This window comes from Natrarchaeobius oligotrophus, assembly GCF_003841465.1.
In the GTDB taxonomy this organism is placed as follows: domain Archaea; phylum Halobacteriota; class Halobacteria; order Halobacteriales; family Natrialbaceae; genus Natrarchaeobius; species Natrarchaeobius oligotrophus.
Map to the genome: position 1 here is coordinate 64,673 of NZ_REFZ01000010.1, position 19,894 is coordinate 84,566.

Genomic DNA, 19,894 nt, shown 5'->3' on the forward strand with positions numbered 1-19,894 from the left:
CACGCGTTGGATGACGGTTCCATGAACTGGTGGGTCAAACGCACAGGACAGGCGCTGTTTACCATCTGGGCGGTGATTACGATCACGTTCGCCCTCATCAGAGGGTTGCCGGGTGATCCGGGTTCCCGGATCCGGGATCAGGCCCAGCGTCACAATCCGAGTATGTCGCAGGCGGCGCTCGAGCGGTTGATCGAGGCGCGGATACCGGCCAGCTACGACGATCCGATCCACGTCGCCTACTGGGAGTATCTAACGAGCGTGCTGCAGGGCGACCTCGGCTACTCGACGTTCAGACAGGGCGACGTCGCACCCGAGATCGCGTCGGTGCTGCCGTGGACGATCCTCATCATGTCGCTGAGCATGCTGTTGATGTTCGCGCTCGGACTCGGCCTGGGTGCGCTCATGGCGTACAAGGAGGGATCGCGCTTCGACACCGCACTGACCGGCGTCTCGATCTTCTTCAACTCGATTCCATACTACGTTGCGGCCGTGTTGCTGATCGCGGTACTGGGCTACCGGCTGAGCGTCTTCCCGGCGCGAGGTACCCACTCGGATGCGACGGAGCCGGGACTGTCGGTGCACTTCGTCCTGGATGCGCTCTATCACGCGACGTTGCCGACCGTTTCGTTCGTGATCACCGGCTTCGGGATCATCGCGCTGACGATGCGCGGAAACAGCATTCAGACGCTCGGAGAGGAGTACATCCGCGTCGCCAAACTTCGGGGCATTCCGGATCGGCGCATCGCCATCCGATACGTCGGACGGAACGCGATCCTCCCGATGTGGACGACCCTGTTGATCTCGATCGGATTCATGTTCGGCGGGGCGATCATCCTCGAGGAGATCTTCCAGTACCGCGGAATGGGATGGCTGATGTTCCGGTCGATCGAACACAACGACATCTACCTCATGATGGGAACGTTCCTGATCGTCACGATCGCCGTCGTCGTGTCGCTGTGGATCGCCGACGCGACCTACGGCTGGCTCGATCCGCGGATCAAATCGGGTGATGAAAGTGAATCCTACTGACGCACCGTCCGACGACGAGTCGGGAACGGACGGCCGTCGGTCCCGATTCGAGGGATCGACGCTGTTCGATCGCGACGACGCCGACGGCGAGTATCGAACCGACGGCGGCCAGAGCGCCGGCGACGGACAGATGTTCGCCGACTCGGAGTTCACCGAAGTCACGACGGGACAGCGTCTCTCGGAGGTGTTCTACGAGTCGATCTACGAGCCGTTCGTGATCGCCTGGAGCGACTGGCGAACGAAAGTCGGCTTGAGCATCATCTCGCTGTATCTGTTGCTGGGTGTGGTCGCCTGGGTCTCGGCCTCGGAGCTGTTGTTCCTCGATCGGATCACGATCATCGAGCCGGCTCGCGGGGACGGGCCCATCCGACTCGCGCCCTTCCAGGACTGGAGCTACCCGCTGGGGACGGACATGATCGGTCGCGACCTGCTGGCGGCGATGATCCACGCGACGCCGCGGATGTTGCAGATGATCCTCGCCGGTGCGGTGTTCGCGACCGCCGTCGCGACGGTCGTCGGCACCGTCGCCGGCTACAAAGGCGGCGTCACCGAGCGCTCGCTCATGACCCTTTCGGACGTGCTGATGACGATCCCCGGTCTCCCGCTGGTGATCGTCCTCATCGTCCTCATCGATCCCAGCAGTCCGTACCTGATCGGGATCATCATCGTGATCAACGCCTGGGCCGGACTCGCACGGACGATCCACTCCCAGGTGCTGACGATCCGCGAACACTCCTACGTGGAGGCCTCACGGACGATGGGAATCGGCACGCCGACGATCATCAGAAAGGACATCCTGCCGAATCTGATGCCGTACATCCTGATCAACTTCACCAGCATGGCGCGACGGGTCATCTACGACAGCGTCGCGCTGTACTTCCTCGGGGTCATCTCCGTCCAGACGATCGAAAACTGGGGCGTGATGATGAACATCGGCTACGAGAACAACGCGCTGATCATCCCCGAGGTCTCACACCTCCTGTTCGTCCCGATGGTCTTCGTCGTCGGACTCTCGTTCGGGTTGATCCTGTTCTCGCAGGGGACCGATCGACTGTTCAACCCGCGCGTTCGTGCCCGCGGTAGCGGCACCACCAAATCGAAAGACGACGAGGAGATCACGACCGGAGGTGGTGCACTATGAGTACCCACGAAACGACAGCAGCTGACGAACGGGCGCACAGTGCGTCGGATCCAATCGTCGAGATCCGCAACGCCGAGGTCGTCTTCGAGATGGACCGCGGCGTCTCGCGAGTGCTCGACGACGTAAGCCTCGAGATCGAACGCGGCGAAATCCTCGGTATCGTCGGCGAGAGCGGCAGCGGCAAGTCCATGCTCGCCTCCTCGATGCTCGACGCCGTCGTCGATCCGGGGGTGCTCTCCGGCGAGATCACCTATTATCCGGAGGATGGCGACCCCATCGACGTGCTCGCTCTTTCCGACCACGAGCTCCGACAGCTGCGCTGGGAGGAGATCGCGATGGTCTTCCAGGGCGCGATGAGTTCGTTCAATCCGACGATGAAGATCAGGACACACTTCGAGGAGACCCTCGAGGCCCACAACTACTCCCTCGGCGAGGGAATGGATCGGGCCCGAGAACTCCTCTCGGATCTGTATCTCGATCCCGACCGCGTCCTCGACTCCTATCCCCACGAACTCAGTGGCGGGATGCAACAGCGCACTCTGATCGCGCTCTCCGTCGTCCTCCAGCCGAACGTGCTCGTGATGGACGAGCCGACTGCTGCGTTGGACCTGCTCATGCAGCGATCGATCATCTCGCTGCTCGAGGATCTGAAAGCGAAGTACGATCTGACGATGGTGTTTATCACCCACGACCTGCCGCTGGTCGCGGAACTGGCCGATCGACTGGCCGTGATGTACGCCTTCGAACTGATCGAACAGGGGCCGACCCAGGACATCCTCCACGACGCGGGCCACCCGTACACGCGCGCGCTGCTCAATTCGACGCCGAACCTGGACGCGCCGCTCGAGGAGATGCGACCGATCGCCGGCTCCGCGCCGGATCCGGTGAACGTCCCCGCGGGCTGTTCGTACCACCCGCGGTGTTCGCTCGCCACCGACCGCTGCGTCGCGCAGGATCCGGACAGTCGGCCCGTCGACGGCGATCACGTCGTCGACTGCCACCACTGGGAGGACGCCGCCGACGAAATTCCGCTCAACCACCTCGCAAACATGGAGGGAGACCGATGACCGACGAACCGCTCGTTTCTCTCGAGAACGCCGAAGTCCACTTCGAAGAAGAGCAAGGGCTACTCGATTTCAGCGACCCGGACGTCGTTCGCGCGGTCGACGGCGTCTCGCTCGACATCGGCGAGAAGGACGTCGTCGCCCTGGTCGGCGAATCCGGGTGCGGGAAGACGACGCTCGGAAAGACCACGATCGGACTCCAGCGTCCGACCGGCGGCAGCGTCAAATACCGCGGCCAGGACATCTGGGACGCCAAAGACGGCACTGGCGACGTCGACATCCCCTACGAGGAGATCCGACGCTCGCTCCAGATCATCCACCAGGATCCCGGTAGCTCGCTGAACCCCAACCGAAAGGTGCTGGGAACGCTCGAGGCACCGCTGAAGAAGTGGCAGCCGAACATGAGCTCCGGCGACCGTCGCCGCGAGATCGTCCGGATGCTCGAGGAGGTCGGCATGACGCCGGCCGCGGACTACGCGGGTCGGTATCCACACCAGCTTTCCGGTGGAGAGAAACAGCGCGTCGCGTTGATCCGGGCGCTGTTGATGGATCCCGATCTGATCCTGGCCGACGAGGCCATCAGCGCACTCGACGTCTCGCTTCGCGTCGACATGATGGATCTCATGTTGGATCTCCAGGAGCAGTTCAACACGTCGTTCGTCTTCGTCTCCCACGACCTCTCGAACGCGCGGTACATCGCCTCCCACGCCGGCGGACGCATCGGCGTCATGTATCTGGGTGAACTGATCGAAGTCGGTCCGCCGGAACAGATCATCAACGACCCCCAACACCCCTACACGAAGGTGCTCCGATGGGCGACGCCGGATCTGCGCACGACCGGCGAGACGGAAGCGCCGCCGGTCCGAAAGATCGACATTCCCGATCCGAAGAACCCGCCGTCGGGCTGTCGGTTCCACACGCGCTGTCCCGAAGCCCGGGAGGCGTGTACGCAGCAATCGCCCGCGTCGTACGCCAACGGGGCGAGCCACCGCGTGCGCTGTTTCCGCGTGGACGACGCACACGAGTACTGGTCGAGCCCACCCGTTTCGGACGAGCCGGACGACCAGCGACCGACCGAAGCACACTCCACGTAGCCGATCGCTTCGGAGCAGTTTCGGTTCGACTGCATCCGACCGCTACCGTTTTCGTCGACCCCGAGCGACGGTTCCCTCGAGCGACCGCGGTCGTTCCGTTCGGGTTCGCTCGTCGTTGGCCACGACTTCCCTCGCCGTTTGCCGACCGATTCGTAACCCAAAGAGTAAAATATCCTGCTTAGCATGTCTCACTCGATGCTCGAGAAAGGGACGAGTTACTTTAGTGTCAGAGACCCGAAACACGCGGAAGAGGATCTCGATCGCTTCAAAGAGAACGGATTGAACGCCGTGTTACACACGTTCAGCGAGCGGGACAGACAGTACTACACCGAGACGATGGCCGAAATCGTCGAGGCGAGCCACGACCGCGATTTCACCGTCTACATGAACCCGTGGTCGATCGGCCGCGTCTTCGGCGGCGAGGCGCTGTCCGAGTTCATCGGAAAACACCCCGAGAGCTGTCAGGTGCTGTCGACCGGCGACCGGGTCCCCACGGCGTGTTTCAACGACCCCGAGTTTCGAGAGTACATGCGCGGGTGGGTCGCGGACGCCGCGGAAATCGGTGCCGACGTTCTCTTCTGGGACGAGCCCCACTGGTACATCCCGGAGTGGTTCGACCACGAGGTTCCGGAAGGGACCTGGACATGCCGCTGTGAGAGCTGTCAGGAGCTGTACGAACAGGAGTACGACGAGCAGATGCCGGCGACGCGAACCGAGCGGATCGACGAGTTCCGCGAGGCGTCGCTGCTTTCGTTCCTCGACGAGATGATGGAACTCACCGCCGAGAAGGGCCTCGAAAACGCCGTCTGTCTGTTGCCGAGCGAGGACTCGGATCACGGTCTGCGCGACTGGGAGCGACTCGCCGCCAACGAACACCTCGACGTTCTCGTCACCGATCCGTACTGGGCCGTCTTCGACGAGGAGAGTCCGGAGTTCATCTCGTATTTCACCGACACCGTCGTCTCGCTCTCCGAGGAGTACGACCTCAAGAGCCAGATCTGGATTCAGGGCTTTCGGCTCGACGACGATCCCGAAACCATCGATGACGTCCGGAAGGCGACGCGCGCGGCGATCGACGGCGGCGTCGACAGCGTGTTCATGTGGGGCTACGACGCGTGTCGGTCGATCTCCGGCATCGCCTGCGAGGATCCCGACGCCGTCTGGAACGCCTATCTCGACGAACTTCCCGCGGAGTGACGTTCGCCGATGGACGTTCTCGTCAACCAGGCCGGCTACGACCGCGACGAACGAAAGCGAGCGATACTCGCGTGTGCGGCCGGCGAAACCCCCGGCCGGGTCAGAGTGGTCGACGCCGACACCGACGCGGTCGTCGTCGAAACCGATGCGACCCGCGACGGCCCCGTCGCGAACTGGCGGGACTGGGTGTTCTGGTCGACCGAGTTCACCGCCCTCGAGGCGGCGGGCTCGTACTACGTGGCCGTCGACGTCCTCGAGGACGCGGCGGTCGACGGTGACGGGAGCGAACGCGAGACGGAGGCAGTCGGTGACGAGAACGGATTCGCGGTGGAAACCGGCAGCGACGGGAGCGAACGCGCGGTCGACGCGAACGCCGACGGAGCGCGTCGGCGTGTGCGATCGCACGTCTTCGACGTCGACGACGACGTAATCGCCGAGGAGGTGCTCTCGGACGTTCTCTACTATTTCAAGACGCAGCGCGCCTCCGGGCGGTTCGATCGGGCCGATCGGAGCGTTCCGTTCGTCGGCGACCGGGACGACGCCGTCGACGTCAGCGGCGGCTGGTACGACGCCTCGGGCGACATGAGCAAGTACCTCAGCCACCTCAGCTACGCCAACTACGTCAATCCCCAGCAGGCGCCGATCGTCGTCTGGGGACTGCTCGACGCCTTCGAGCAGCTGTACGCGGGCGAGCGCTCGCTCGGCGCACTGCTCGAGGAGCGGCTGCTCGAGGAGAGTCTCCACGGCGCGGACTTTCTCGTCCGAATGTGCGACGACGAGGGGTACTTCTACCACACCGTCTTCGATCAGTGGTCGAAAGAAACCGATCGGCGGGAGATCTGCGCCTACGAGGGCGAGGACGGAACGAAGACTGCGGACTATCAGGCCGGCTACCGACAGGGTGGCGGCGTCTCGATCGCGGCCCTCGCGCGCGCGAGTCGAGTCGACGAATCGTCGGAGATAGCGAAGGCGGCAGCGTTCGACCCCGACACGTACCGCTCGAGGGCGATCGACGCGTTCGACCACCTCGAGGAACGCAACGAGGCGTACCTCGACGACGGCACCGAGAACGTCATCGACGACTACTGCGCGCTGTTGGCCGCGACGGAGCTGTACGGCGCGACCGGCAAGCGGCGGTTTTACGACGCAGCGAGCGATCGCGCTCGAGCGCTGCTCGAGCGCCAGACCGCCGACGGCCGATACGCGGGCTGGTGGTGCGCCGACGACGGCGATCGGCCGTTCTTCCACGCCGCCGAAGAGGGACTACCGGCGCTCGCGCTCTGTCGGTTCCTCGAGGTCGCTGCGGGGGCGGAGTCGGTCGCCGTCGGCGTGGCTCCGACGGCCGAGACCGCGTTTCGAGACGAGATCGTGGACGCGCTCGCGTCGTACTGGACGTTCGAACTCGAGATCACGACCGACGTGGTCAACCCGTTCGGCTACGCCCGCGCGTACGTGAAGGCGGTCGACGAACCCGAACCGCGGGCGGCGTTTTTCTTCCCGCACCAGAACGAGACGGGCTACTGGTGGCAGGGCGAGAACGCCCGCATCGCCTCACTCGCGGCGGCCGCCGTTCGCTCGTCGCGCGTCCTCGAGAACGCGAGCGACGGCGCTTTCGGCGGCCGTCGCGATTCGCTCGAAGGCGCACGCGACGGCTCCCTCGAAAACGAGAGCGACGACCTCGGTCGATTCGCCCAGGCGCAACTGGACTGGATCCTCGGATTGAACCCGTTCGACACGTCGATGGTCGAAGGAACCGGCCGGAACCCGCCACACTACCACGAGCGATTCAGGAACGTCCCCGGCGGGATTTGCAACGGGATCACCGCCGGCGTGACCGACGAGTCCGACGTCGCCTTCCTCCCCGAGGGGATCGGCGACGATCACGCCCACCGGTGGCGCTGGGCGGAGCAGTGGCTCCCCCACGCCGCCTGGTTCGTCGTCGCCGTCGCCTCGCGACACGCGATGGAGTAGCCCACGGTAGACGCAGATGCGCTCGGCACGTCGAATCTCCGTACAGGCGAAGCTTCTTTTACTCGCGTGCGAACGAACACGGTATGACCTGGCGATTCGTGGGTGCGAACTTCGACCAAATGCACATGAACACCAATCTCGAGTGGGTCCACTCTCACCCGGACGCCGAGCTCGTGGGCGTCTGCGACGAAGAGCCCGGAACGTCGACGGGCTCGCTGCCCGAGGCCGTTTCCGACCTCGAGATTCCCGACGGGGACGTCTACGACGACCTCGATGCGTGTCTCGAGGAAACCGCGCCGGACGTCGTGCTCGGCTGTCCGCGAAACGCCGAACACGCGACGTTCGTCGAACGCGTCGCGCCGTACGACGTCCACCTCGCGATCGAGAAGCCGCTCGCGGCCACGCTGGCGGGTGCCGATCGGATGCTCGAGGCCTGGAACGACGAGAACCTGTTCGTGATCAACTGGCCAGTGCTGTGGGATCCGGTCCAACACGAGGTCCGACAGCTCGTCGAAACCGGGATCGTCGGTGACGTCCTCGAGATCCAGTACTACGGCGGAAACGCGGGCGCGCCGCCGGACGGGAGCTGGTTCTACGACCTCGAGGCGGGCGGAGGGTCCCTGCTCGATTATCTGGGCTACGGCGCGACGTTCTCGACGTGGTTTCGTGGCGGGGAACTGCCGACCGACGTCACCGCCGAAACGTACGTCCCCGACGGGATGGCGGTCGACGTTCAGTCGTCGACGGTCTGTCGGTACGAGTCGGGACTGTCGACGCTGCAAACTTCCTGGCGGCTGCTTACCAATCCCTGGGAGATTCAGCCCCAGCCGGCGAAGGGCTACGAAATCGTCGGCACCGAGGGAGCGATCAGCACCCGCGACCGGGAGGCCCCGATTCGGGTCACCACCGCGGACGAACCGGAGGGGTACGCGGTCGAGCCCGACCCGCTTCCCGACCGGTTCGACGACCTCGTTTGCTACGTTATCGACCGCCTCGAGACCGGTGAGTCGCCCGAAGGACCGGCCGATCCGGTCTTCTGTCGCGCCGCCCACCGGATCGTCGAGAGCGCGCGCCGAAGTGCCGACCGCGACGAGACGGTCGCGCTGGTCGACTGACGATCGAACTCGCCGACTCGCGGCTCGAGACACACGAGTGCGTTCGAACATTCCGTCGAAACGACGCCACGTCCCCGTTCGTGGGTGTTCGTGGTACAGGTTCGCCCGCGATTCGCGAACGTTCGTGGTGCGGATTCGTCCACGCTTCGTGAGCGTTCGTGGTACGGGTTCGTTCAGGTTTGTGAGCGTCTCAGTTCGTGATCCGTGAGCGTCCAGATACGTCCCGGCTAGACGCGTTGTCGTCCCCGTGCTGGCGGCGGCGTGTACGTCGAAAGGTCGACCGTCCGAAGATCGACCTCCTGTCCAGTTTCGGCGGCCCTGTAGGCGGCCATACACAACCGGAGGATTCGGCGACCGTCCTCGAGGTCCAGCATGCCGTTTTCCCCGTCGCGGAAGGCGTCGACGGCGTCGCGGTTCTCCGCGACGAATCCTCCGGTTACGGCGCTTGCGGCGTCGATCGGCATGCGGCCGCTCGTGGCGGTCTGCTTTTCGGCCCACCCCTCTCCGTTTCCGGCCGAGTCGGAGAAGAAGACGCTCGAGGACTCCTCGTCGGCGACGACCTGGCCGGAGTACTCCGGACCGAGGAGTTCGATGGTGCGACGGACGCCCGCGCCGACGTAACACCACGACCCCGACGCCTCTGAGATTACCGGCTCGCCGTTTTCGTCCTCGTAGCGAACCGTCGCGCGAGCGTAGTCGTCGGTCGGATCCGACTCGTAGTCGACGCCGTGTTCCTCGCGCAGCTGCTGGGCGTACCGCTTTCGACTCCACTTGAGCGTCTCGGTGTCGGCGGAGACGGCGACGGCCTCGAGGTCTCCGTCCGGTCGCTCGGGATCCGAGAGGAGAACGTGATTGCCTGCCAGCGCGTGACAGAGCATGTCGGTGAGCGCGCCACCACCCTGTAGTTCGCCGTCCCAGAACCACGCCGAGTGCGGACCGCCGTGTTCGGCCTGCGAGCGCGCGAGGTACGGTCGACCCGCCGGCCGGCCGCGCTCCCACAGGAGTTCGCGCATCTTGCGAATGTCGGGCTCGTGGGGCCAGTTCTCGAGGTAGGCGTGCGAAAGACCCGCCTCCTCGATGCGGTCGATGACGTGAGCGGCCTCGCGCAGGTTCCGCGCCACCGGCTTTTCCATCGCGATGCCACGGAGCGATGCGCCGTCGTCGATCGCGTCGATTGCACCGTCGACGACGTCGACCCGCGTGAAGTTCGGACTCGTGACCCACAGGCCGTCGACGTCTGGATCGGCGGCCAGCGCCGCGACCTCCCCTTCGCCGTAGACGGTCGGATCGCCGAGTCCGGCCTCGCGACACTCGGTCGCGAGGTCGGCGGCGGTGTCGCGCGTTCGATTCTGTATACCAGCGACGTGGACGTCGGGAAGATACTCGACGCTCGGAACGTGTAGCTCCCGCGTGATGAATCCACAGCTAACGAAGCCGATGCCGAAGCTCTCGGTCGCCATACGTTCTACAGCGACCGCCGACAGCATAGATGTGTTGATCGAGGTGACGAACGTCGCCGACCTGGACGCTCGAGAAAGGCTACCGACACCGGAGCGATCTCGAGACGCCGAGTTTCTGTCGCACGTTGCAGAACGGAGTGAACGCTCGAGTGCCCGAAAGGAGATGGGTGGTGACGGAATAATGATGGGGTGGCGGACCGGGAGACGACGACGGGGTGGCGGAACCAAGAGATGACGGGGTGGCGAAGCCGAGCGATGACGACCGAGAGCGAAAACGGTGGCAGATGGGTGAATTGATTGTCTCCCGCGATACAATCGTGGTATGTCCGTCGAGATAGGCATTATTGGGGCGGGAAATCGTGGGCAGAAACACGCAGCCGAGTACGCGAGCGTCGAGGGCGCGGACGTGGTTGCAGTTGCGGACGTCGACGACGACGCCGCGCGGGCGCTCGCCCGGGATGCGAACGCGGATACGTACAGCGACTACCGGGACCTGCTCGCGGATGCGGACGTCGACGCGGTGTCGCTGTGCGTCCACAATAACCTCCACCGGCCGATCACCGTCGACGCGGCCGACGCCGGTTGTCACGTCTTTTGCGAAAAGCCGATGGCGTCGACCTACGCCGATGCGAAGGCGATGGCCGACGCCGCGGCCGACGCCGGCGTTCACCTCGGGGTGCAGAACAACCGGCTGTTCGATCCGGAGACGCGCGCCGCTCGGACGCTGATCGACGAGGGAAAGCTGGGCGACCCCTACTACGCCCGAGGCGTGTTCTCGCGGCGGCGTGGTAGGCCGTTCGTCGACGGCTACGGCACGCCGTCGTTCGTCTCGAAGGAGTCGGCCGGCGGCGGACCGATCATCGACGTCGGGACGTACGTCATCGGCCAGCTACTGTACCTGCTCGGGAACGAACGCACCGCGCGGGTGAGCGGCGCGACGTTCGAACACACCGCTGCGACCTACGACGAGGAACTGGTCGGCGACGGTCGCGAGCGGTACGCCGACCGACTCGAGACGTCGGGCTACGACGTCGAGGACGTCGGCCTTGGGATGGCTCACCTCGAGGACGGCTCCGTCCTCTCGGTGCGGGCGGCCTGGCACATGTACCTCCCCGACGACTCGAGCGCGCTCGTTGGCACTCAAGGCGGAATCGAACTCGAGCCGTTCCGGTTGTACACGACGACCGCCGACTACGAGGCGACGGTCTCGCTCGACGTCGAGGAGTTCGAGCGCCGCCAAACGCTCCTCGAGAGCGACTCCGGCTACGAGATGGACCGGTCGGACGGTCAGTTCCACCACTGGATCGACACCGTCCGCGGGACGGTCGACGACGCGATCCCGACCGCCGAGATCGCGCTCAACTCGATGCTCGTCATGGAGGGGATCTACCTGGCACAAGAGGAAGGTCGCGAACTCACCGCCGACGAAATCGCGGAACGCTCGGAGTCGACCGCGATCGATCTCTGAGGGTTACCTCGAGTAGTTCGTTTGAGCCAAACGCTCGAACAGTTCGGATCGTCGATCACTCGTACAGTTCGGTGACTCTCGAGTCTTCCCGAAGTGCTTCCTCGACCGACTCCGGTCGAATTGAGAACGAATACTAGTGATAAGATCCTCCTTTTGGGCCCTTATTTTTCTCCTCGACGTCGAGAAAACCTTTAAGGGTCAGTTGCGAGAGTCGATCGTGAACCGTCCGATCGCTTCGTACGTCGACACCGATCGTCGTCGATGCGATCCGATAGCGTTCGTATATCGTTCCGCGTTTCGCGGGTAACGCGTTTTCAGCCTCGAGCGTTAACAGCGCGTACAGCGTCAACTTCGATTGCGTCGGAATACAGCCCAGTTCCTCACGGACGTTATCTCGTTCGACTGCTCGATCGGCTCGTCGAACGTGTTCTTCCGTGACCGTCGAAGCACCCTCTCCACGAGCGAGGTCTCCGGCCTTGTACAATCGACGGAGTGCCTGTCGGGCTGATCCGGAACGCTGTCCCGTAAACGCCGTTATAAGCGGAATTACGTCGGCCTCAAGAACGTCGTCGCGAAAAGCGAGTGCAGCGCGTTGCTCGAGAATGTTCCGTAGTTGGTTCGCGTCGTAGGGTGAAAACAAAATCTCCTCGTCACACAACGAATCCTCGAAGGGGTTGGGTGAAATCGTACGTGACCGTGGCCCTCGAGCCGTGTTTTCCCGGGTTCGGAAGCGGTGTTCAGCGCGGATGGTCGACCGACTCGACGACCGATCCACATTCCGGCACCGTCTCGTCCGGTCCGCCCTCGAGAATCTCGATCACCCGTTCGATCGTGTCGTAGTAGTGCCGGACGTCCGACAGCGTTGGGTCCGGTTCCGCCCCCGTTCGAACGGCAGTAACGAACGACGACAACTCCGCGTAGTAGCCGGAAGCGCCACCATCGCCGATCGGGCTCGGTTCCCACCCGGACTGCCATCGTTTCTCCGAGAGATTCGAACAGTCGAAGGCTGGATTCGTCCCTTGGACGTCGATAGTGCGGAGCTGCGAAAGCCGTACGCAACGATTGTTCTCGCTCGTGAGATCGATGGAGAGATCGAACCGTGGTGCTATCGACGAGAGTTCGATAGTGCACAGCCTCCCCTTTCCATACGCGAGATGAAGGATAACTATCTGGTAGATGTTACCTCGGCGCGCGGCAGTGGCTACCACGTCGGTCGGTCGGCCGAAAAACAGATCAGCGATGTCAAGAGCGTGGATGCCGGTCGCGAGCAGTAGCGACCGCAGATGAGAGTCAAGCTCCCACAGCGTCTCTGCCGGTTTGTCGGTCGAGAAGTCGACTCGCAAATACTGCGGTTCGGACTCGAAGGTATTCCGCGAAAGTTCACGGAGCGTTCGCACGCGCTCTGAGTGACGAAAGTTCAGCCCGGTCCCCACGATCGCCTCCGACTCGTGTTCGAGGTCGATCAACCTCTCCAGCGTTCGTCGATCTCTTGCGGGGGGCTTCTCGAGGAACACGTTAACGTCTCGCTCCAGGCAGACTCGTGCGACCGCCTCGTGGACTTGCGGCGAACTGGCCGCGACGACGATATCGAGATCTTCTTTTTCGACCATTGCACGCAAATCCTCGTACGTCCGATCGGTCCCGCACGTCTTCGCGAGACGTTCCGCCCGATCTAGCTCGATATCGCACAGACAGGCCGTTCGAACGCCATCGAGGCGCGTGATGTTCGGTAGCAGATTATCGCTCATCTGTTCGCCACACCCCACGATGCCGACAGCGAGCGTCCGGTCCTCGATCGCCCCCTCTCGCGTCTCCCGTCGTGCACCCCTGCGACTCGCCCCTTGATCCATGTTCATTATAATACGTTTATAAGTAAAAATCTTTTGGTTTTATATTGGAAATAATCGTAATATAGTTGTAGTGGCGTGGCCCGGACGGCTGGGCAAGGATAAATTGAACGACGACCGACCGCAGCGGTGTCGCAAACACGCGCACGTAGCCACCACCGAAAGAGCGAAAACCACCGCGGCATCCCACCTGGCCGGCGTTAGGTCGAAACCCGATGAAGATCGAAGTCGTACTTCGTCAGGTTGCTTCCGATCGACCGATAGTCTCCGGTGCGCATTACCGAGAAGAAGTGATCCGCCAGTCGTTCGGTCGACTCGAACATTTCTTCCCGCGGCAGGGACTCCTGTGTGACCCAGTCCGCGGTGGCCGCTTCCCGCTCGTTTACATCCAGTTCCCCGGAGCGTACACGAGCCAGGTAGAGACAATCAACGTGGATGTGATCGCCGTCCTCGTAGTCGTCCCGGATGAATTCCTCGACGATCAATTCGGGCGTGATCGTTTCTCGTGCGTCGCCCAAGTCCGCGGAAAAGTGGGCGTGGTTCGAGGAGAGAAACCGTAGCTTCAGATCGAGCTCTTCGCGAACTTCTCGTACCGCCGCCTCGCACGGGTTTTCGTTCGGTTCGACGTGACCACCTGGAACCATCCACTTCCCCAACTTCTTGTGCTCGAGTAGCGCGATCTCCCACGTCCCATCCGTCTCCCTGAAGAGGTACACGGACGACGTGAATTGCTTCGGAGCAAGATCGTGTCCGTACGACAATTCGCCCGTCACGGAGAATCAGCCTCGAGTACCGAATCGATGATGTAGTCGAGTTCTGATCGGTCGAGCCCTTCGTGAGTCGGGACGGTGAATATTCGTTTGGTGAGCGCTTCGGCGTTTGGACAGTCTGTGCGGTACTCCGAAAAGAGCGGATACTCGAAGAGCGGCTTAAAATTGTACGCGTACGTGTCAGAGACCACGTTATAGTTCACGAGTCGGTCCGAGATCTCACTGCCGGAGCGGTCCGGGTCTCGGCTTTCCAGGACAAGGGCGTAATAATTCGGCGAGTGCTCGGGCGGCGTCGGAATTTCTCGTGGGCCGTTTTCCTGAGCGAGTTGGTCCATAAGATACTCGGCGTTCGTTCGCCGTCGTTCGAGCTTCGAGGAGAACTTGTCCAACTGGGCGATCCCCATCGCTGCCCCCATGGCGTTGAACTTGTAATTCATTCCAAATCGGTCGCCGTAATTTGCGGAATGGTCGGCGAATTCCCGCCTCGAGAAGTAACAAATTCCGAAACTCCGCAACTCGGCGACCTTTCGTGCCAACTCGTCGGAGTCAGTGAGCAGGAATCCGCCTTCTCCGGTACAGATCACCTTCTGTTGGTGCGTGCTGAACGATCCGATGTCGGCGTTCGTCCCGACGTAATCGTCGCCGATGGTCGCTCCGTGCGCCTGTGCGGCGTCTTCGATCACTACGGTCCCGCGTTCTGCTGCGATGTCGTTCACGGCACCGATCTTGGTAGGATAGCCCCACATCGGGATTGAGATGATCGCCTTCGTATCCGGCGTCAACCGCTCCCTGAGCGAGTGCGGACAAATCGAAAATGAATTGTGGCTCTTCGTATCGACGAACACGGGTGAGGCGCCAAGGTTCAGGATTGGTAGTGCGGTCATCACTGGGCAGGTGGGCGGGAGTGCGACCTCGTCACCCCGTCCGACACCGGCCGCGCGAAGCGCGCCTTGGAGGGACACCGTCCCATTCGCGTAAGCGATTGCGTGTGACGTGCCGAACTGTCGCTCCAGAAGCCGTTCGTATTCGTCTACGACCGGGGCATTCCCAGCGAGGCTCCCAGCGTTGATCGCGGAAACGATCTCGTCGACATCATCTTCGTCCACGCCGACGTGTAACGTCGTCAACGAACGTTCGATCCGATCGATCATCTGTCGACGCTTTCCTGTCCGGATATTGTCACAGGTCCTACCACGCTCTCAACCCAATTTGTGCTGATACATTTCATAGGTATCTAGTATATATTATCTGCACACACTCACCATAATATTTGCGGATTAGGCTTTCGGTACCGAGACTACGGCCGTGACGTCGTCGAGACCGATCAGCCGCGCCGCCCGTTTCCGCGATTGATGGACCGAGAGGGCGGTCGCGGAGGTTCGAACAATCGTAAACGCCCAGTCCGACGAGACCCACCGATCCACCATGCAGCGTCGTCCTACGGTGGAGCCCGCGCCGCATACCTCGGTGTGACGGATGAGGCTTAGAAATCAGTCGGATCGCTCCCAGATTTTCGTCTTTGGACACTTTTTTTTCTGGTGATCGAACTGGGAGACGGATCCGATCATAATGTCATAATTTCGTGCCCGCCTGGCCTCGTGATCGTTTTCGTTTGCGAACAGGAATCGCTGTGTACTGTTCAACAGCGTTGTCTTCGCGCAGTCTGGTAATTGCTCCCACGCTTCCCCCGCCGAGCAATTCCACCCTTCGTCCTCCGCCGGTAGCTCGTTCCAGACGAAGTGGTCTCCGAGGTGGTCCAAGCTTTCCAATCGTGGTGCCTGTGGCGCCGCCCAGGCGATTCCGGTGTTTGCCACCGGTAACTCCCAGCTCGGAACGACGATGAACGCGTCCATGTCGCTCAACTTGTCTCCGGTGTCGATCTCCGCGTCCGGCTGGACGAAACTGCCGTGCAACCAGACGTCCCGGGTCCTCTCGAGAAGTTTTTCGTCGATTATCTCGGTCACCAGAATGTCTTTCATCTCGTTAAATTCGAGCAGCGGAGCTTTCCGTTCGAACTCCCGTTTCGCCTGCTCGTATGGAATTTCGCTGACCACCATCGTTGCACATTATTTTATCACACTGGGTTATAAATACATCGATTGTAATTAATCATTAAATGGAGGTCTGAAGCTCGCTCCGCGATTCGGGGACAGTTCACGATTGGTTCGGAAGCGAGAGTTCCTCTGCTCCGACCCTCGTGATTGCGGGGAGTCGCCGCAAACGCAGGTGCGACAAGAATATGATGACGACGCCAAGGAAACCGAGACCCGACAGCGTCAGAACGAGGGCGGCGCCGAAGAGCTCTCCCAGGACACCGCCGAACAACGCACCGAACGGGTAGGAGACGACGGAAACGCTCTGTATGGTCGACGAAACGCGGCCGATCAGCTCGTTAGGGACCGTGTTTTGGATAATCGTTTGTTTGAACACGGTATAGGCGCCGACGGGTACCCAGGCCACTGCGAACAGTATTGTCATCAGAATAGTCGACGAGGCCTGGATCGACAGTATCCACGAAACAGTACCGACGAAGAACAGCGTGATGAGTAACTTTCCGAGCGGAAGCTCCTCCAGAAGCGATGCCGTGACGGATCCGATCAACATTCCCACTGCCAGGGCGGACAACAGAATTCCGTATATCTCGGGACCGCCACGCCCATCCGAGAACGTCGGAAGGACCGCAAATGCCACGCCGAAGGCGACATTCCCGATCGCGGCGGAAAGGACTATATACAGGAGGAGGGAATTTCTGACGTAGTCGAACCCCTCCGACACCTCGCCGAGATAGTCCCTAACGTATTCCTTCCCCAGCTGCTGACCGCTTCCGGTCTTGGCGGAGGGGATACTGGTCGTTGCGAATATCAGCGCAGCAATCACGAACGTGAGCGCATCGACCACGAACAACACCATCGTTCCGAAGACTCCGATCAGGATCCCCCCGATGGACTTGGCCGCGATATCGAGGGATCGGTACGAAACCGAAAACATCGTGTTGGCGCGGACGAGCTGTCTTTCGTCTACGATCCTCGGCAGCGCAGCGTTCTGTGCCGGATAGATGAACTGGTTGATCAGAGACAGTACCGGAATGACCGTGAGAACAAGCAGGATCGACAACGTGTCGGTGAGTGCAGCGATCGGAATCGAAAGGATGACGACGCCCTGGATGAGTTGGCTGGCGACGAATATCCTCCGCAGTTCCCACCGATCGACGAACGGGCCCAGGAGAAATTGCAGCGCCTGCGGAAGCTGTAACAGAAATCCGGCCACCCCCACGTAAAACGGAGAACCACCCAACTCGTGAACGAGCCACATCGCACCTATGATGTAGAGGCTGTCACCGATATTGGAGGAGAATCGCGCGAGGAACATTCTCCGAAAAGTGATATTGGACCAGAGACCGTTCATGGCCAGTTTTTCAGTTCCTGTGAATATATATTATTCCAATAAAATTTCCATCGATATTTTCGGGCGAACCGATCGCGTTTACCGCCCCAGTCGACGAATCCGGTGGTGAGACGCCGAAAGCCGTCTGTACAGCTATCTTCGGACGGCCCGGTCTCGGCCGGAAGCGGCGCCGGCAGGATCGAACTCCCAATCCCCCGGCAGAAGACTGACTGACCCATGAAGCCAGCGGAGAGCGGGGTACGCGCGACTGCCTCGCGACCGCCAGCTTCGGTAGCGGATTCCGGTATCGTGAGCACACTCCGGGGGCGATGCTCCCCGGCGTTGTCGCTGGCGGTGATCACGGTAGCTACGTTCGCCTCACGATCACCGCGGTCGGATCGCGGGCATCGGTCGAGTCGTCGATACGATCTGGTCTCGAACGATCCGCAACCGCCGGGTGCACAACAAGCGCACGAATACGACGATGGCACGGCGAAAAATCGGAGTCAGTTAGCGAGGTGTTTCAAGCACTCGTCAAGCGCTACGACTCTTCCATCGGCGACGCGTCGGCACTAACGGTGGCTTCCGCCATCGGTGAACCGTCTGCACTAACGGTGGCTTCCGCCATCGGCGACGCGTCGGCACTAACGGTGGCTTCCGCCATCGGCGACCCGTCTGCACCGACGGTGGCCCGCTCCACGGACTTCGACAGACCGTCGATCTCGACCTCTTCAAGGTTCACGTTTGCGGTTACCGCCTCAGCGTCATTCGTATTGACACTCATGGTTGCAATTTCATGCTCGTGTTACATAATATTAAATCTTTTGCACCATTTTCTTTAGTTAGGCCTCAGTAGCCGGTTTGATGGCGGTAGCAAGCAGTTCTTGGAGAATGGGATGTTGTTTGTGGATCTTCTGCGCGGCGGCGATAAGGCGGTCAAGCAGTGGTTACCCAAGGTAGCCACTCAACCGGTAGAGAATGAGCTGGGCGTGCGACCGGAAGGTCGCCGCCCAGCGTTCCGGCGGAAACACGAGGTCATCATCTGCATGCTCAACGACCAGACTAAGCAGCTCACGACTCACGACCAAGGACAACGGCGCCGCGTACAACAGAATCTCTACGACGTGCTTCTTCGTCGTATCGAACTCATTCAGTCTGTACTGCGTCTTCAGCTCCCGAAACAGAAGTTCTACTTCCCAGCGACAGCGGTAGATCGTCGCTAGATCCTCCGGTAGGAACTCCTCGCGCGAGAGATTCGTGATGTACAAGTGGTAGTCGTCGGCGTCCTCGTTGCGGACCGATGACGCGGAACCGTTTTCGTATCACGTGACTGCGCGCCCGCGTACTCTCTCCGGTCAAACTCGATCTCAACTTCGACATCGATGGACTTGCGACAGCGATCGACGTACTCGTCGTCGAGAACGCTTTCCTTCCTCGCATTTCTCCTGTTCCAATCCGATCGCTTGCCGCACTCGAGACGAGTCGCGTGGGTCACACAGTCACTTCCTAGACGGCGGACGAAACACCTATCCCGTCCGTTTCCGACCGTAACGTATGGTCGAGAGCGCGATTCAGCTGTATACGCTACGGAACGCCGACGTACCGTTCGGCGAACTGCTCGAGCGCGTGGCCGACGCGGGGTTCGACGGCGTCGAGTTCGCTTACCGCGTCACCGACGAGAATCCCGACGCCGTCCGCGAAACGCTCGAGGAAATCGGGCTCGCGGTCGCCGGCGCACACGTGCCGATCGAGTCGTTCGAGGAGGAGTTCGACGACACCGTCGCGTTCTACGAGACGCTCGGTTGCGACGAAATCGTCGTCCCGTGGCTCGACCAGGAGTGGTTCGCCTCTCGCGAGGGGCTCGGGTCGGGAATCGAGCGACTCGAGGCGCTCGAAGACCGCCTCGCGGACCGGGGAATCACCCTCCACTATCACAACCACGATCACGAGTACGTCGCACTCGACGAGGGGAATGCCGAAGACAACGAGGAAGGTATCGGAGACAACGAAGGAGGTGCCGGAAAGGAACCTCACACCGGCTTTCACGCGTTCGTCGAGCGGAGCGAGGTCGATCTCGAACTCGACCTCGGTTTCGTCCTGAAGGCGGGCGACGATCCCGTCGAACTGCTGCGGGCGGTCGACGGGCGCTGTCGGCTGGCTCACGTCAAAGACGTCGACATCGACTCCGGCGAGCTGGTTCCCGTCGGGACCGGCGACCTCGACCTCGCGGGGTGTGCCGACGCGTTTCGCGACTGTGGCGGCGAGTGGCTGATCTACGAGTGGGAAGGGGACGATCCCCTGGCCTCGCTCGAGGACGCCGCGGCTACGATGGATGAACTGGTGTGAGCGTCGCC

General features: G+C 61.8%; 17 protein-coding genes and 1 pseudogene. 9 read left to right on the top strand and 9 right to left on the bottom strand.

What is annotated here, in order from left to right:
• The first annotated feature begins 21 nt into the window (after positions 1–21).
• From EA472_RS14670 to EA472_RS14700, 7 genes are all read left to right on the top strand, one after another.
• Positions 22–1,029: an ABC transporter permease gene (locus EA472_RS14670; protein ID WP_124192270.1), complete on the top strand. Its 1,008-nt coding sequence runs from the start codon at positions 22–24 to the stop codon at positions 1,027–1,029.
• Complete coding sequence (locus EA472_RS14675; RefSeq protein ID WP_243637856.1) at positions 1,010–2,170, top strand: ABC transporter permease; 1,161 nt, start codon at positions 1,010–1,012, stop codon at positions 2,168–2,170. The genes EA472_RS14670 and EA472_RS14675 overlap by 20 nt, the downstream gene beginning before the upstream one ends.
• Entirely contained in the window at positions 2,167–3,237 is a 1,071-nt protein-coding gene (locus EA472_RS14680; protein ID WP_124192271.1) for an ABC transporter ATP-binding protein, read from the top strand. Before EA472_RS14675 ends, EA472_RS14680 begins: the two co-directional genes overlap by 4 nt.
• Positions 3,234–4,328 (top strand): ABC transporter ATP-binding protein, encoded by a 1,095-nt coding sequence (locus EA472_RS14685; protein WP_124192272.1) that lies wholly within the window; start codon positions 3,234–3,236, stop codon positions 4,326–4,328. The genes EA472_RS14680 and EA472_RS14685 overlap by 4 nt, the downstream gene beginning before the upstream one ends.
• A 195-nt stretch (positions 4,329–4,523) precedes the next feature.
• Positions 4,524–5,525, top strand: coding sequence for a hypothetical protein (locus EA472_RS14690; RefSeq protein ID WP_124192273.1), 1,002 nt, complete (start codon positions 4,524–4,526; stop codon positions 5,523–5,525).
• Between the two features lie 9 nt (positions 5,526–5,534).
• A complete protein-coding gene (locus tag EA472_RS14695; RefSeq protein WP_124192274.1) occupies positions 5,535–7,496 on the top strand; it encodes a glycoside hydrolase family 9 protein in 1,962 nt (653 codons plus the stop codon).
• An 83-nt stretch (positions 7,497–7,579) separates the two neighbouring features.
• A complete protein-coding gene (locus EA472_RS14700; RefSeq protein WP_124192275.1) occupies positions 7,580–8,611 on the top strand; it encodes a Gfo/Idh/MocA family protein in 1,032 nt (343 codons plus the stop codon).
• Positions 8,612–8,838: 227 nt separating this feature from the next.
• Here EA472_RS14700 and EA472_RS14705 read toward each other — a convergent pair whose 3' ends face one another.
• A complete protein-coding gene (locus EA472_RS14705; protein WP_124192276.1) occupies positions 8,839–10,071 on the bottom strand; it encodes a Gfo/Idh/MocA family protein in 1,233 nt (410 codons plus the stop codon).
• A 322-nt stretch (positions 10,072–10,393) separates the two neighbouring features.
• Here EA472_RS14705 and EA472_RS14710 point away from each other — a divergent pair, with 322 nt between their 5' ends.
• A complete protein-coding gene (locus tag EA472_RS14710; protein ID WP_124192277.1) occupies positions 10,394–11,539 on the top strand; it encodes a Gfo/Idh/MocA family protein in 1,146 nt (381 codons plus the stop codon).
• A 133-nt stretch (positions 11,540–11,672) separates the two neighbouring features.
• Here EA472_RS14710 and EA472_RS14715 read toward each other — a convergent pair whose 3' ends face one another.
• The 8 genes and pseudogenes from EA472_RS14715 to EA472_RS14750 form a co-directional block, all read right to left on the bottom strand.
• Complete coding sequence (locus tag EA472_RS14715) at positions 11,673–12,314, bottom strand: Cdc6/Cdc18 family protein (protein WP_243637857.1); 642 nt, start codon at positions 12,312–12,314, stop codon at positions 11,673–11,675.
• Positions 12,277–13,389, bottom strand: a complete 1,113-nt coding sequence (locus EA472_RS14720; RefSeq protein WP_165874907.1) for a Gfo/Idh/MocA family protein — start codon at positions 13,387–13,389, stop codon at positions 12,277–12,279. The genes EA472_RS14715 and EA472_RS14720 overlap by 38 nt, the downstream gene beginning before the upstream one ends.
• A gap of 197 nt (positions 13,390–13,586) precedes the next feature.
• Positions 13,587–14,102, bottom strand: a complete 516-nt coding sequence (locus EA472_RS14725; protein WP_165874908.1) for an NUDIX domain-containing protein — start codon at positions 14,100–14,102, stop codon at positions 13,587–13,589.
• A 53-nt stretch (positions 14,103–14,155) separates the two neighbouring features.
• Positions 14,156–15,307 carry a DegT/DnrJ/EryC1/StrS aminotransferase family protein gene (locus tag EA472_RS14730; protein WP_124192280.1) on the bottom strand — a complete coding sequence of 384 codons (1,152 nt, stop codon included), beginning with the start codon at positions 15,305–15,307 and terminating at the stop codon, positions 14,156–14,158.
• 339 nt (positions 15,308–15,646) lie between these two features.
• Positions 15,647–16,213 (bottom strand): hypothetical protein, encoded by a 567-nt coding sequence (locus EA472_RS14735; RefSeq protein ID WP_124192281.1) that lies wholly within the window; start codon positions 16,211–16,213, stop codon positions 15,647–15,649.
• A 97-nt stretch (positions 16,214–16,310) separates the two neighbouring features.
• On the bottom strand, positions 16,311–17,561 hold the full coding sequence (locus EA472_RS14740; protein WP_124192282.1) for an MFS transporter: 1,251 nt from the start codon (positions 17,559–17,561) through the stop codon (positions 16,311–16,313).
• 520 nt (positions 17,562–18,081) lie between these two features.
• Positions 18,082–18,324, bottom strand: a complete 243-nt coding sequence (locus EA472_RS14745; RefSeq protein WP_124192283.1) for a hypothetical protein — start codon at positions 18,322–18,324, stop codon at positions 18,082–18,084.
• Positions 18,325–18,382: 58 nt separating this feature from the next.
• Positions 18,383–18,942: pseudogene (locus EA472_RS14750) on the bottom strand (transposase); the annotation flags it as partial.
• A gap of 152 nt (positions 18,943–19,094) precedes the next feature.
• On the opposite strand from EA472_RS14750, the gene EA472_RS14755 reads away from it, so the two are divergent.
• On the top strand, positions 19,095–19,886 hold the full coding sequence (locus EA472_RS14755) for a sugar phosphate isomerase/epimerase family protein (RefSeq protein ID WP_124192284.1): 792 nt from the start codon (positions 19,095–19,097) through the stop codon (positions 19,884–19,886).
• Positions 19,887–19,894: the final 8 nt, after the last annotated feature.

Bases quoted from the DNA above. Each gene is read 5' to 3' on its own strand.
- EA472_RS14670 (WP_124192270.1), top strand. From the start codon at position 22: ATGAACTGGTGGGTCAAACGCACAGGACAGGCGCTGTTTACCATCTGG.
- EA472_RS14675 (WP_243637856.1), top strand. From the start codon at position 1,010: ATGAAAGTGAATCCTACTGACGCACCGTCCGACGACGAGTCGGGAACG.
- EA472_RS14680 (WP_124192271.1), top strand. From the start codon at position 2,167: ATGAGTACCCACGAAACGACAGCAGCTGACGAACGGGCGCACAGTGCG.
- EA472_RS14685 (WP_124192272.1), top strand. From the start codon at position 3,234: ATGACCGACGAACCGCTCGTTTCTCTCGAGAACGCCGAAGTCCACTTC.
- EA472_RS14690 (WP_124192273.1), top strand. From the start codon at position 4,524: ATGCTCGAGAAAGGGACGAGTTACTTTAGTGTCAGAGACCCGAAACAC.
- EA472_RS14695 (WP_124192274.1), top strand. From the start codon at position 5,535: ATGGACGTTCTCGTCAACCAGGCCGGCTACGACCGCGACGAACGAAAG.
- EA472_RS14700 (WP_124192275.1), top strand. From the start codon at position 7,580: ATGACCTGGCGATTCGTGGGTGCGAACTTCGACCAAATGCACATGAAC.
- EA472_RS14705 (WP_124192276.1), bottom strand. From the start codon at position 10,071: ATGGCGACCGAGAGCTTCGGCATCGGCTTCGTTAGCTGTGGATTCATC.
- EA472_RS14710 (WP_124192277.1), top strand. From the start codon at position 10,394: ATGTCCGTCGAGATAGGCATTATTGGGGCGGGAAATCGTGGGCAGAAA.
- EA472_RS14720 (WP_165874907.1), bottom strand. From the start codon at position 13,389: ATGGATCAAGGGGCGAGTCGCAGGGGTGCACGACGGGAGACGCGAGAG.
- EA472_RS14730 (WP_124192280.1), bottom strand. From the start codon at position 15,307: ATGATCGATCGGATCGAACGTTCGTTGACGACGTTACACGTCGGCGTG.
- EA472_RS14735 (WP_124192281.1), bottom strand. From the start codon at position 16,213: ATGGTGGTCAGCGAAATTCCATACGAGCAGGCGAAACGGGAGTTCGAA.
- EA472_RS14740 (WP_124192282.1), bottom strand. From the start codon at position 17,561: ATGAACGGTCTCTGGTCCAATATCACTTTTCGGAGAATGTTCCTCGCG.
- EA472_RS14745 (WP_124192283.1), bottom strand. From the start codon at position 18,324: ATGAGTGTCAATACGAATGACGCTGAGGCGGTAACCGCAAACGTGAAC.
- EA472_RS14755 (WP_124192284.1), top strand. From the start codon at position 19,095: ATGGTCGAGAGCGCGATTCAGCTGTATACGCTACGGAACGCCGACGTA.